Source organism: Methylobacterium sp. FW306-05-D, from assembly GCF_058782155.1.
On the sequence record NZ_JBYSXL010000104.1, the window covers coordinates 1 to 11,986 of the forward strand.

Genomic DNA, 11,986 nt, shown 5'->3' on the forward strand with positions numbered 1-11,986 from the left:
CTCGCCGCCGGGCAGGCGCACCGCCGCCCGGGTCACCGTGGCCTCGCCGGCATTGAAGGGCCGGCCGTCGCCGCCGATCCGCCCGCGGACCATGACGAGGCCCGTCTCCGGCGCGCGCAGATCCTCCGCCTGGGCCGCGGCGCCGGCCCGCGCCAGGGCCGCCAGCAATTCGTCGGGGGTCGCCGCACCGGCCAGCGCCATGGCGCGGCGGCGCGCGGCAAGATCTGGCATCCCGGGCTCAGGTGGTGTTTGGCTGGCGCTCGGCATCGGTCGGTCTCCCAACATGTCTAGATGTATAGACAAGTGGATGAACAGGTGCAAGGGCTTTCCGGGAGGCTTTCGAGGACGTCATGCGAGCGACCCAGGCGAGGAAACCATGACCGAGGCGGGCGACACCCGCGTGACGGCGCTCCAGCGCGGGGGCGGCCTCGCCGCCTGGCGGCAGATCGCCGACACCCTGGCGGGCGAGATCCGCGACGGGACCCTCGGGGCCGGGGCGCAGCTGCCGGCCGAATCGGCGCTCGCCGCGCGCTTCGGCGTGAACCGGCACACGGTGCGCCGGGCGCTGGGCGTGCTCGCCGAGGGCGGGCTGGTGCGCACCACGCAAGGGCGGGGCAGCTTCGTGGAGCAGGGACCGATTCCCTACCCGATCGGCCCCCGGACGCGCTTCTCCGAGATCGTCTCGCGCACCGGGCGCGAGGCCTGGGGCGACCTGATCGCCGCCGCGACCGTGCCGGCGGATGCGGACTGGGCCGAGGCCCTGGGGCTCGCGCCCGGCGCGCCGATTCTCCAGCTCCTCACCGTGCACCGGGCCGACGGCGCCCCGATCTCGACGGCCCGGACCTGCCTGCCCCTGCCGCGCTTTGCCGGCTTCGACGCGGCCTACGCCGCCAGCGGCTCCCTCACCCGCGCCTATGCGGGCTTCGGGGTGGCCGACTACACCCGGCTCTCGACCCGGATCGGCGCGCGCCCGGCCAGCCCCGAGGAGGCGGAGCGCCTGGACATCGCCCCCGGCCGCACCCTGATCGCCCTGTCGAGCGTGAACGTGGACGGCGCGGGCACCCGCATCCAGGCCACCCGCAGTCTCTTCGCCGCCGACCGGGTGGAGCTGGTGGTGGAGTGAGGGGTTCTCCGGGCCGGAGGGCGGGCCGGCCATGTGCGCCTTCTCACCGCGTCCCGGGCGACCCGTGCCCTACCGTTTCCGGATGAGCATCAGCATCCACGACGTCAGCGTCCCGGTCTTCGTCAACGCGCTTCGCAGCATGAGCGCCTGGCTCGACAAGGCGGCCTCGGAGAAGCCGGAGGCGGAGTTGCTCGCCCGGCGGCTCGCCCCGGACATGAAGCCCTTGCCGGCCCAGTATCAGATGGCGTCCGACAGCGCGAAGAACGCGATGGCCCGGCTCGCCGGCATCGGGGCGCCCGCGATGCCCGACGTCGAGACGACCTTCGCCGAGCTGAAGGCGCGCTGCGCCCGGACGATCGCCTTCGTCGAGAGCATCGACCCGGCCGCACTGGCCTCGGGGGCGGAGCGCGCGGTGGAGCTGAACTTCCCGAACGGCACGGGATACCGCTTCACCGGGCAGGCCTATCTCACCGGCTTCGCGCTCCCGAACTTCTTCTTCCACGTGACCACCGCCTACGGGATCCTCCGCAGCGCCGGGGTGAGCCTCGGCAAGCCGGACTACCTCCAGCATCTCGGGCCCCCGACCCTCCGCACGGCGCCGTAGCCGCCCGGGGCCGGGAGCGGATCGCTCGCGGCCTCGCCCCTACCGCGCGGCCCCGCCGATCAGGGCCCGGCGCAGGCGGCCCGAGACGGCGTCGATGAGGGCCACGGTCACGAGGATCATCAGGATCAGGAAGGCGACTTGGCGCAGTTCGAGGACGCGGATCAGCTCGCTGAGATACTGGCCGATGCCGCCCGCGCCGACGATGCCGATGATGGTGGCCGAGCGGGTGTTCGACTCGAAGAAGTACAGCACCTGGCTGCCGAGCACCGGCAGCACCGCCGGGATCAACCCGAAGCGGATGCGGTGCAGTTCGGCGCCGCCGGAGGCGGAGACGCCCTCGCCGGCCTTGCCGTCGACGGTCTCGATCGCCTCGGAGAACAGCTTGCCGAGCGCCCCGAAATCCGCGCAGGCGATGGCGAGCGCCCCGGCGAAGGGGCCGAGCCCGACGACGTTGATCCAGATCAGCGCCCAGATCAGCACGTCGACGGAGCGCACCACGTCGAGGCCGCGCCGGACGGTGAAGTGCACGAAGGGATTCGGCACGACGTTGCGGGCGGCGAGGAACGCCACCGGAAAGGCCAGGAGCGCGGCCGTCAGCGTGCCGATGAAGGCGATGCCGAGGGTCTCGGCCAGGGCCTGCAGGAAGGTCCAGGCCCGGCCGCCGGTCTCCGGCGGCCACATCAGCAGGCTGAACTCGCCGAGGCGTCCGAGCCCGGCGAGCAGGCGCCCGGTGGAGAAATCGAGGCGGACCATCGCGTAGCCCGCCAGGGCGGCGAGCCCGGCGAGCGCGAGGACCGCGAGGAGCCGCCCCCGCCGGGCCGGCCGGAAGCTCTCGGGAAAGCGCCGGCGCAGGGCGGCGATCTCGGCCGGGCCGCATTCGGGACCGGTCATCGCAGGCCTCCGAGCAGGCGATGGCGCAGGCGCTCGGTGCCGAGGTCGATCGCCATCACGGTGAGGATGATCAGGACCAGGATGGCGCTGACGTCGGCGTAGTAGAAGTTGCGGATCGCCACGAGGAGTTCCTGGCCGATGCCGCCGGCCCCGACGAAGCCCATGACGCCGGCGCCGCGCACGTTGATCTCGAAGCGCAGCAGCCCGTAGGAGACGAAGTTCGACAGCACCTGCGGCAGCACGGCGAAGCGCAGGGTCTCGATCCGCCCGGCCCCGGCGGCGGTGAGGCTCTCCACCGGCTTCATGTCGATGTTCTCGACGACCTCCGAGAACAGCTTGCCCAGCGCCCCGGTGGTGTGGATCGCCAGGGCGAGAACCCCCACCATCGGCCCGAGGCCGAAGGCGATGACGAAGATCAGCGCGAACACGATCTCCGGCACGGTGCGGCAGAATTCCAGCCCGCGCCGCACCAGGAAGCAGGCCGTCCGGCTGCCGGCCACGTTGGCGGCCGCGGAGAAGCACAGCAGGAATCCGCCGACCGCCCCCAGGAGGGTGCCGAGATAGGCCATCAGCAGGGTCTCACCGAGGAGCCCGAGCCATTTCGGCCCGCCCCAGTACCATTCGGCGAGGTCCCCCGGCAGGTTGGCCCAGGTCAGGGGGGGCAGGATCTGGGCGATGTAGTCGGTGAAGCGGCCGAGATGGGCCGCCAGCACCAGGGGACGCACCTCGGCGGCCCGGGCGGCGAGCCCGGTGAGGATCACCAGCCCGGCGAGGCCGGCCCAGGTCCGGCGCCGGGTCGCCGTGACGGCGGCCGCGTAGGCCCCCGCCAGGGCGGCGGCCCGGTCCGGGGGCAGGGGCGTGATCCGCTCAGGCATCGCCGCACCCCGGCGACCCCGGGCCGAATCCGCTCAAGATCGAAAATCCGCTCAAGACTTGCGGCGCTGGTCGTCGTTGAACTTCAGCATCTCGAGGATCGGCTGGTAGTCCTTCAGGGTCACGGGGGTGAAACCCTGGTCCTTGCCGTCCGAGAGCCGGTCGAAGGCGGCCTTGTCGGCCCTGGGCATCGCCACGAGGGCGTCGCGGATCTTGGCCTTCAGGTCGTCGGGCAGGCTCGCCAGCATGGCGAAGGGCCCCTCGGGGAGGAAGTCGGACCGGAACACCACGCGGAAGTCGCCCTGGCCCATCGGGGTGCCGTCCGGCTTCTTCAGCATGCCCTTGGTGGCCATCCGGGTGACCATGGTGTCGGTGTCGGAGTTGTAGAGGTTGGCCGCCGCGTCCACGGTGCCCTGCACCAGGGCGAGGACGGCGTTCTCGTGGCTGCCGGCATAGACGGTCTTGCCGAAGAAGGTGTCGACCGGGTGGCCGGCCCTGTGCAGGAAGTAGCGCGGCGCCTGGTTGCCGGAGGTGGAGTTCGGGTCGACCAGGGCGAGGTTCTTGCCCTTCAGGTCCTCGATCGTCTTGTACGGGCTGTCGGCGCGCACGTAGATCACCGAGGTGTAGCCCGAGGCGCCGTTGTCGTGGCGCTGGTTGACGATGGGCTCGATCTTGACGCCGGTCATCACCGCGCGGGCGAAGGAGGCGGGGCCGTAGAAGGCGAGTTGGGCGTTGCCGGCGCGCTGGCTCTCGATCACGGCGGCGTAGTCGTTGGCGATGCGCAGCGTCACCGGCACGCCGAGGGCCTTCGACAGGTAGGCGGTCATCGGCGCGTAGCGGTCGCTGGTGCCCGAGGCGTTCTCGGCCGGGATCACCGCCAGGGTGAGCTCCGGATAGGCCGCCTTCCAGTCCTGCGCGGCGGCGGGTGCGGCGAGAAGGGCGAGCGCGAGGGCTCCGGCGAGGGATCGACGGGTCAGCATGGGAATCTCCCGAACGGGTGGACGACGAAGATCAGGCGACGAGGGCGGCGGGATAGGCCCGGGGCCGCGCCGGCTCGGGGGCGTCGAGGACCTCGCCCGCCTCCAGCCCGTAGAGCTGGCGGGCCACCGCCTCGGTGAGGTCGGCGGGGGCGCCGTCGAAGACGAGGCGGCCGTCGGCGAGGCCGACGAGGCGGTCGCAATAGCCGCGGGCCAGGTCGAGGGAATGCAGGTTGCACAGCACCGTGAGGCCGTGGCGCCGGTTGGCCTCGGCCAGCGCGTCCATGACGATGCGGGTGTTGCGCGGATCGAGGGAGGCCACGGGCTCGTCGGCCAGGATCAGGTCGGGGGCCTGCATCATCGCCCGCGCGATGGCGACGCGCTGCTGCTGGCCGCCGGAGAGCTGGTCGGCCCGGTGGCCGGCGAAGTCGCCCATGCCGAACTCGTCGAGGGCGGCCAGAGCCAGGGCGCGCTCGCGCTCCGACCAGAGCTTGAGCAGCGAGCGGTGCCGGGGCACCTCCGACAGCCGGCCCATCAGCACGTTGCTCAGGACGTCGAGGCGGCCGACGAGGTGGAACTGCTGGAAGATCATGGCGCAGCGCGCCCGCCAGCGCCGCAGGTCGCGGCCGCGCAGGGCCGTGACGTCGAGGCCCTCGAACAGGATGCGGCCGCCCGTCGGCTCGGCGAGGCGGTTGATCATCCGCAGCAGGGTCGACTTGCCGGCGCCCGAGCGCCCGATCACGCCCACGAACTGGCCGCGGGGAATGGCGAGGGAGACGCTGTCCACCGCGCGGCGGTCGCCGTAATGGCGGGCGAGCCCTTCGAGGATCAGCATGGAGGCCTCCGGCGATTCACGGTGAGCGCCGGTAGACCTGTCCCACACGACAGGAGAATGACTATTTTCCGGCTAACCAATAGCCGGCAGTCTTATGCCTCGGCTTCGTAACGCTCCAGGAATGCTTCGATCGGCAGGGTGCGGAAATCCGGCAGCGCCCGGCCCAGCCGGGTATGGTCCCAGTCCCACCAAGCCAGGGCCTGCAGGCGCTCGGCCACCGCCTCCGGGAACCGGCGGCGTACCACGCGGCCGGGATTGCCGACCACGATGGTGTAGGGCGCCACGTCCCGGGTCAGGATCGTGCCCGCGCCGATCACCGCCCCGGTGCCGACGCTGCGCCCGGGCAGGATGACGGCCCCGTGCCCGATCCAGACGTCGTGCCCGATCGTGACGGGCAGGGCCCGGCGCCGGGCGAAGAAGGCGGCGTCGTCCGCCTCGCCCGGCCAGTAGGCGCTGGCCCGGTAGGTGAAGTGGGATTGCGAGGCCCGCTCCATCGGGTGGTTGCCCGGGTTGATCCGCACGTGCGAGGCGATGGAGCAGAACTTGCCGATGGTGGTGTGGTTCGCCTGGCCGTCCTCGACGATGTACGAGTAGTCGTCGAGGCTGGTCTCGCTGAGGCGCGTGCGGGCACCGACCTCGGTGTAGCGGCCGAGGCGGCACTCCGAGAGCTGGGCCGTGGGGTGGACGGCCGGTTCGAGACCGAGGCGATCGGAGACCATCGGGCGATCCTGTCAGGCGGGGAAGGGGAGGCGGCGCAGGAGGCGGAACGGCGCCGCGCCCTCTTGGACGACCACGCTCAGCGCATCGATCGCGAGGTCGGGCAGGCCCGCGGCGGCCTCGGCCAGCAGGGGCAGGGCCGTCGCCCGGTCCTCCGACCCCAGGGGGCCGGTGAGCGTCATGTGGAAGCGGAAGGCCTCGAAGACGTGCGGGTAGCCCCAGCGCTCCAGCAGCGCGCGCCCGCGGGGGTCCAGGCGCTCGGGCCGGCGCCGGGCGCGCTCGGCCTCGGAGAGGGGCGCCCGCAGGGGGTCGAGGGCGGCGACGCATTCGGCCGCGAGCAGCCCGAGATCCGGCTGGGAAGCGGCCGGCACCAGGGCGGCGAAGGCCCCGAGGGCGGCCACCCGCAGGGGGCCGACGGGCAGGGGACTCCGGTGGGCCGCCAGAGCCTCGGCCGCCGCGAGGAGATCGGCCTCGGTCGCGCCGGGGGCGAGGCGCATCGGCGCCTTCAGGGTGGCGTGGAACCCGTAGCGGCGCGGCTCGGCGGTGTTGGCGGCCAGGATCGCCCGGAGCGCCTCCGGGCCGGGCGCCGGGCCGGAGCCGAGGACGGCTTCGCCGAAGGCAGCCAGCGCCGAGCCGGGGGCGGGGGTGAAATACAGGGCGTATCGGGCGGGTCGGTCCAAGGGCGTCGTGTCCTGGCGGCTCCCGGCGGCATGCGGGATGCTTCGATCGGCGTGGAACGTCGGCCGAAGGTTTCGGCCGCGGATCTCGGCGGCCCGCGACGTGCCGAAGCGCGCATACTACGCGCGCCCGACGCCGATATGACAGACTGGGCGCCGCCCGCGGCGCGATGAGGCGATCTTCCGTGTCCGCTCCCCGGCACAGACATATCCGGGCCCTGCAGGCCCTGGCCCTGGCGGGCGCCGCGCTCGTGGCCGGCGCGGCCGGCGCCCGGGCCGTGGGCGACACCCCCGCGCGCCGCTTCACGGCGGCCTACGGCCTGAGCTTCCTGAACCTGCCGGCGGGCGAGGCCACCCTCGTGGTCGAGCGGGCGGGCGAACGCTATGCCCTCGAACTCGAGGCGGGCCTGCGCGGCCTGGCCGGCTTCTTCTTCGACGGGGCCGGCAAGGCCGCCGTTGCCGGGTCGGCGACCCGCGCCGGCGCGGTGACCGCCACCTTCCGGATCGACAGCCGCTACGGCGGCAAGCCGGTCGCGGTGGAGCTCGACCTCGCCGGCGGCCACGTGCGCAGCGCCAGCGTCGAGCCGCCCCCGGCCCCGCGCGAGGACCGGGTCCCGGTGGCGCCGGAGGACAAGGTCGGCGTGGTCGACCCCCTGACCATGCTGACGATCCCCCTCGGGGCCGGGCCCCTGGAGCCGGGCCTGTGCGACCGACGCATCCCGGTCTTCGACGGGGCGAGCCGGGCCGACCTCGTGCTGTCGCGCGGCAGCCTGGTGACGGTGACGGAGGGCGCCTATCGGGGCCCCGCCCTCGACTGCCGGGTGCGCTGGGTGCCGATCTCCGGGCACCGCTCCGGCGGCAGCAACGTCCGCCGGATGGCCGCCAACGACGACATGCGGGTGCGCTTCGCCCCGATCCTCGACGGGACGCTGCTGCTGCCCCTCTCGATCGCCGTCGCCACCGGATGGGGCACGGCGCGCATCGAGGCGACGCGCTGGGGCGGCGCGCCGCCGGACGGCCCGGAAAGCCCGGCGCCCCGGCCCGGGGTGACCGTGCGCCTGCCCAACGCCCGTTAGGGCCGCGGCAACGGTTTCCCGCCGTCGCGGGTTCTTCCTCCAGTCAGGGCGGCCATGAGGATCGCGGAGGTCGCATGCGTGTCGGGAGCCTGAAATCGGCCCAGCTCTTCACCGCCTTCGCCTCGAAGGTGGCCCGCGCCGCCGGACGCCCGGCGACCTTCGCGGTCAGCATCGCGCTGATCCTCGTCTGGGCGGTGACGGGGCCGCTGTTCGGCTTCTCCGACACCTGGCAGCTCATCATCAACACCGGCACCACCATCGTGACCTTCCTGATGGTGTTCCTGATCCAGAACACCCAGAACCGCGATGGCGCGGCGATCCAGGCCAAGCTCGACGAGCTGATCCGGGCCAGCGCCGCGCAGAACCGCTACATCGGCATCGAGAGCCTCACCGAGGAGGAGCTCGACGCCCTGCGGGCGCGCTGCGCGGGGACGGCCCCCCTGGACGATCTCGAGGCGGCCGCCTGCGCGGCAGAGGCGGAGGCCCACCGCAAGGCCGAGGCCGCCGCCGCCCGGGCCGGCGGCCTGACCGCCTATCCGCGCTGACCCGAGGCCGGGACAGGGGCGGGGCGGCCGGACGACACCGTGCCGCGCCGCACCGGGGGCGTGGAACGCCCGTTCCTCCGCCGCGTTCGCCCCGCGACGCAGCACAGGAGACGCCAGCATGGCCAACGCGATGATCCACGACATCTTCAGCGGCACCCCGAACCTCACCACCACGGAGCGCGCCGTCTCGGTGGTGCTCGGTCTCGGCATCGCCGCCGCCGCCGCGCAGCCGCGCCCGAACAAGTGGCTCAGCCTCGCGGCCCTCGTGGTCGGCGCCGGCCTCGCCATCCGCGGCGCCACTGGCCACTGCGCCGTCAAGGCCGTGACGGAGGCCTGAGCGGCCGCGCCCGATGCCGCGGGGCTCCCATGCCCGACGGCATCGGGCATCGCGCAACGTGTCGTCCGGACATGAAAAAGGGGCGCCTCGGTGAGGCGCCCCTTTCCGCGTGGGGTCGTGGCTGTCGCGTGGACTTACAGCGTGGTGGTCGAGCGGCGGCCCTGGATGAAGCCGTAGATCGCCAGCACGACGATGGCGCCGACGACCGCGCCGATCAGGCCCGCGCCCTGGTTCGGACCGTACCAGCCGAGCGCCTGGCCGAGGAAGGTGGCGACGAAGGCGCCGACGATGCCGAGGATCGTGGTCAGGATGAAGCCGGCGGGCTCGTTGCTGCCCGGCATGATGAACTTGGCGATGACACCGGCCAGGAAGCCGATGATGATGGTCCAGATGATACCCATGAGCTGATCCTCGATACTTGGCCGAACCCGCTGGGTCGGACCTCACAGGCCATAACGGCTGGCTGTGTCGCCTTGGCCTTGCGCCTGGGGTGAGAACGCCGCACCCGCAGGATGAGTTGCGCTGCGGGAAGGGACTTTGTCGCATTGCTCCGGAGGGCGCGCGCGGGGGCCGGAGGCGGCGGGCCCCCTTTACGCTCGGGGGCACGGCACGGCACAAGGCTTGCGCCGGAAGTCCGGGCGCCATGGGGCGCCGGGCCGGCCCGCGAGAGGCACGCTTTCCCGCCATGACGATCCAGCGCTTCGAATCCGGCCCGCGCATGAGCCAGGCCGTCACCTACGGTGACATGGTCTTCCTCGCGGGCCAGGTGGCCGGCACCGTGGTGGGCGCCGGCGTCACCGCCCAGACCCAGGAGATCCTGGGCGAGATCGACCGCCTGCTCGCAGCCGCCGGCACCGACAAGAGCCGCATCCTCACGGCGACGATCTACCTGGCCGACATCGCCACCTTCGCGGAGATGAACGCCGCCTGGGATGCCTGGGTGGCCAAGGACAACCCGCCGGCCCGCGCCACGGTGGAGGCCAGGCTCGCCGCCCCCGAATACCTCGCCGAGATCGTGGTGGTGGCCGCGAAGGGACAGGCATGATCCGAGCCGGCACCCGCCGCGCGCTCCTGTCCGGGGGGCTGGTCGCCGGGGCGCTCGCCGCCCTGGCCTTCGGGGCCGCCCCCGGCGCCCGCGCGCAGGCGCCGGCCCGCGAGCGCGTCGTCAACATCTACAACTGGTCGGACTACATCGACCCGAAGGTGCTGGAGGCCTTCACGAAGGAGACCGGCATCAAGGTCGTCTACGACACCTACGACAACAACGAGATCCTCGAGACCAAGCTCTTGGCCGGGCGCTCGGGCTACGACGTGGTGGCGCCCTCCGGGCCGTTCCTGCAGCGGCTGATCCGGGCGGGCGTGTTCCAGCCCCTCGACAAGGCCCGCATCCCGAACCTCGTCCATGCCTGGCCAGAGATCGCCGCGCGGCTGGCCACCTACGATCCCGGCAACACCTACGCCGTGGACTACATGTGGGGCACCACCGGCATCGGCGTGAACCTCGCCCAGGTGCGCGAGCGCCTGGGGGCGAGCCAGCCCCTCAACACCTGGAGCCTCGTCCTCAATCCGGGCCTGATGGCCAAGCTCAAGGATTGCGGGGTGATGCTGCTCGATTCCCCCGAGGACCTGATCCCGAGCCTGCTGCCCTTCTACGGCTTCAAGCCGGATTCCAAGCGCTGGGACGACATCACCCAGGTCACCGACGCGCTGTTCAAGGTGCGGGGCTCGGTGCGCAAGTTCCACTCCTCGGAATACATCAACGGGCTCGCCAACGGCGACCTCTGCCTCGCGGTCGGCTATTCGGGCGACGTGATGCAGGCCCGCAAGCGCGCCGAGGAGGCCAAGAACGGGGTCGAGGTCGCCTACCTCATCCCGCGCGAGGGCGCGCTGATGTGGTTCGACGCCTTCGCGATCCCGAAGGACGCGCCCCATCCCACCGAGGCCCACCTCTTCCTCGACTACATGATGCGGCCCGAGGTGGCGGCGGCCAACACCAACTTCGTCTCCTATGCCAGCGGCAACGCGGCGGCCCGGAAGTTCGTCAAGCCCGAGATCCTGGCCAATCCCGGCATCTACCCGGACGAGGCGACGATGCAGCGCCTCTCCAGCAACACCGCCTGGGACGACCGCACCCAGCGCTTCGTGACCCGGAGCTGGACGCGGGTGCGGACGGGGCGCTGAGGCCGGCATCATCCCCCCGGAACGAGAACGGCGGCCCCGAAGGACCGCCGTTCTGCGTTTCAGCGCGAGCGCCTGACAATCAGTTGCTGGCGAGGTGCGGCATCGGGTCGACCGGGGTCGCGCCCTTGCGGATCTCGAAGTGGAGCTGGGGCGAGGTCACGTTGCCGGAGGCGCCGGACTTGGCGATGGTCTGGCCGCGCTTGACCTTCTCGCCGGGGCGCACGTCGAGTTCGCCGTTATGGGCGTAGGCCGAGACGTAGCCGTTGGAGTGGCGCACCAGGACGAGCTTGCCGTAGCCCTTCACGTCGGAGCCGGCATAGGCCACGGTGCCGTCCTCGGCCGCCTTCACCGCCGTGCCCTCGGGCACCGAGATGTTGATGCCCTCGTTGCCCGAGGTGCCGTAGCCCGAGATCACCCGGCCCTTGGCGGGCCAGCGGAACGACTGCTCGGGGGCGGCGACCGACCCGGTGCTGGCGGGCTCGGCCTTGGGCGCCTCCACCGCGGCGACCTTCACGGGCGCCTTGGCCGCCTCCTTGGCGGCGGCCTCCGCGGCCTTCGCCTCGGCGACCTTGCGGGCCGCGTCCTTGGCCGCGTCCGCCTTGGCCTGCTTGGTCGCCTCGGCCTCGGCCGTCTTGCGGGCCGCCTCGGCCTTCTTGGCAGCGTCCTTGGCCGCTTCCTTGGCCGCGTCGGCCTTCACCTCGGCCTTGGCTTCCTTGATCTCGATCTTGCGGACCGGCTTGTCCTCGGCCTTGGCCACGGCCTGCCCGGGGCGGATATGGGCCTTGCGGGCCTCGGCAGCCCTGGTCTCGGCGACCTTGGCAGCGCTGGCCGCCTTCTCCGCGGCCTTGCGGGTCTCGGCGGCCTTGGCGGCCTCAACGACCTTACGGGCCTCGGCGAGCTTGGCGGCCTCGGCCTGGCGCTTGGCCTCCCCCTTGGCCTCGGCGGCCTCGCGGGCCTCCGCCTCGCGGCGGGCGTCGGCGGCGCGCTTCTCGGCGGCCCGGTCGATCACCTTCGGGGCCGGCGCGGCGGGCACCGCGCGGGTGCTCATGCGGGCCGCATCGGGGTTCATGCCCGAGACCGCCGAACCCGTCATGCCGCCGGAGACCGGCTCGGTGGAGGCGAGGCGGGTGGTCTGGGGCCGGGCCGGGGC

The 11,986-nt window shown here is 72.7% G+C and carries 16 protein-coding genes; 7 read left to right on the forward strand and 9 right to left on the reverse strand.

Annotation, left to right across the window (positions count from 1 at the left end; genetic code table 11):
- Positions 1 to 231: phosphonate C-P lyase system protein PhnG (locus AC3WLN_RS22025; protein WP_492484848.1), on the reverse strand; the 231-nt coding region annotated here is incomplete at its 3' end.
- A gap of 145 nt (positions 232 to 376) precedes the next feature.
- Between AC3WLN_RS22025 and phnF the strand changes: the two genes are divergently transcribed.
- Positions 377 to 1,123, forward strand: coding sequence for a phosphonate metabolism transcriptional regulator PhnF (phnF, locus tag AC3WLN_RS22030; RefSeq protein WP_492484850.1), 747 nt, complete (start codon positions 377 to 379; stop codon positions 1,121 to 1,123).
- A gap of 82 nt (positions 1,124 to 1,205) precedes the next feature.
- Positions 1,206 to 1,727: a DUF1993 domain-containing protein gene (locus AC3WLN_RS22035; RefSeq protein ID WP_492484852.1), complete on the forward strand. Its 522-nt coding sequence runs from the start codon at positions 1,206 to 1,208 to the stop codon at positions 1,725 to 1,727.
- A 39-nt stretch (positions 1,728 to 1,766) separates the two neighbouring features.
- Here AC3WLN_RS22035 and phnE (AC3WLN_RS22040) read toward each other — a convergent pair whose 3' ends face one another.
- From phnE (AC3WLN_RS22040) to AC3WLN_RS22065, 6 genes are all read right to left on the reverse strand, one after another.
- Complete coding sequence (gene phnE / locus AC3WLN_RS22040; protein ID WP_492484854.1) at positions 1,767 to 2,618, reverse strand: phosphonate ABC transporter, permease protein PhnE; 852 nt, start codon at positions 2,616 to 2,618, stop codon at positions 1,767 to 1,769.
- Entirely contained in the window at positions 2,615 to 3,493 is an 879-nt protein-coding gene (phnE, locus tag AC3WLN_RS22045; protein ID WP_492484856.1) for a phosphonate ABC transporter, permease protein PhnE, read from the reverse strand. The genes phnE (AC3WLN_RS22040) and phnE (AC3WLN_RS22045) overlap by 4 nt, the downstream gene beginning before the upstream one ends.
- A 51-nt stretch (positions 3,494 to 3,544) precedes the next feature.
- Positions 3,545 to 4,471, reverse strand: coding sequence for a phosphonate ABC transporter substrate-binding protein (gene phnD / locus AC3WLN_RS22050; protein WP_492484858.1), 927 nt, complete (start codon positions 4,469 to 4,471; stop codon positions 3,545 to 3,547).
- A gap of 31 nt (positions 4,472 to 4,502) precedes the next feature.
- Positions 4,503 to 5,303, reverse strand: coding sequence for a phosphonate ABC transporter ATP-binding protein (gene phnC / locus AC3WLN_RS22055; RefSeq protein ID WP_492484860.1), 801 nt, complete (start codon positions 5,301 to 5,303; stop codon positions 4,503 to 4,505).
- A gap of 92 nt (positions 5,304 to 5,395) precedes the next feature.
- Positions 5,396 to 6,022 (reverse strand): DapH/DapD/GlmU-related protein, encoded by a 627-nt coding sequence (locus AC3WLN_RS22060; protein WP_492484862.1) that lies wholly within the window; start codon positions 6,020 to 6,022, stop codon positions 5,396 to 5,398.
- Between the two features lie 12 nt (positions 6,023 to 6,034).
- On the reverse strand, positions 6,035 to 6,700 hold the full coding sequence (locus AC3WLN_RS22065) for a DUF1045 domain-containing protein (RefSeq protein WP_492484864.1): 666 nt from the start codon (positions 6,698 to 6,700) through the stop codon (positions 6,035 to 6,037).
- A gap of 182 nt (positions 6,701 to 6,882) precedes the next feature.
- Here AC3WLN_RS22065 and AC3WLN_RS22070 point away from each other — a divergent pair, with 182 nt between their 5' ends.
- The 3 genes from AC3WLN_RS22070 to AC3WLN_RS22080 all read left to right on the forward strand — a co-directional run bounded on the left by AC3WLN_RS22070 (position 6,883) and on the right by AC3WLN_RS22080 (position 8,655).
- A complete protein-coding gene (locus AC3WLN_RS22070; RefSeq protein WP_492484866.1) occupies positions 6,883 to 7,773 on the forward strand; it encodes a DUF3108 domain-containing protein in 891 nt (296 codons plus the stop codon).
- 74 nt (positions 7,774 to 7,847) lie between these two features.
- Positions 7,848 to 8,318, forward strand: a complete 471-nt coding sequence (locus tag AC3WLN_RS22075; RefSeq protein ID WP_463777691.1) for a low affinity iron permease family protein — start codon at positions 7,848 to 7,850, stop codon at positions 8,316 to 8,318.
- A gap of 118 nt (positions 8,319 to 8,436) precedes the next feature.
- The gene (locus AC3WLN_RS22080) at positions 8,437 to 8,655 is read left to right on the forward strand and encodes a YgaP family membrane protein (protein ID WP_056185312.1); all 219 of its coding nucleotides are present in this window, start codon (positions 8,437 to 8,439) and stop codon (positions 8,653 to 8,655) included.
- A 134-nt stretch (positions 8,656 to 8,789) separates the two neighbouring features.
- Here the strand turns inward: AC3WLN_RS22080 and AC3WLN_RS22085 are convergent, their stop codons facing one another.
- Positions 8,790 to 9,056, reverse strand: coding sequence for a GlsB/YeaQ/YmgE family stress response membrane protein (locus AC3WLN_RS22085; protein ID WP_108040045.1), 267 nt, complete (start codon positions 9,054 to 9,056; stop codon positions 8,790 to 8,792).
- Positions 9,057 to 9,340: 284 nt separating this feature from the next.
- Between AC3WLN_RS22085 and AC3WLN_RS22090 the strand changes: the two genes are divergently transcribed.
- On the forward strand, positions 9,341 to 9,700 hold the full coding sequence (locus AC3WLN_RS22090) for a RidA family protein (protein ID WP_492484869.1): 360 nt from the start codon (positions 9,341 to 9,343) through the stop codon (positions 9,698 to 9,700).
- Positions 9,697 to 10,836, forward strand: a complete 1,140-nt coding sequence (locus AC3WLN_RS22095) for a polyamine ABC transporter substrate-binding protein (RefSeq protein WP_492484871.1) — start codon at positions 9,697 to 9,699, stop codon at positions 10,834 to 10,836. Before AC3WLN_RS22090 ends, AC3WLN_RS22095 begins: the two co-directional genes overlap by 4 nt.
- A 79-nt stretch (positions 10,837 to 10,915) precedes the next feature.
- On the opposite strand, the gene AC3WLN_RS22100 is transcribed toward AC3WLN_RS22095, so the two are convergent.
- The coding region (locus AC3WLN_RS22100; RefSeq protein WP_492484873.1) for a M23 family metallopeptidase at positions 10,916 to 11,986 on the reverse strand (1,071 nt) is incomplete at its 5' end.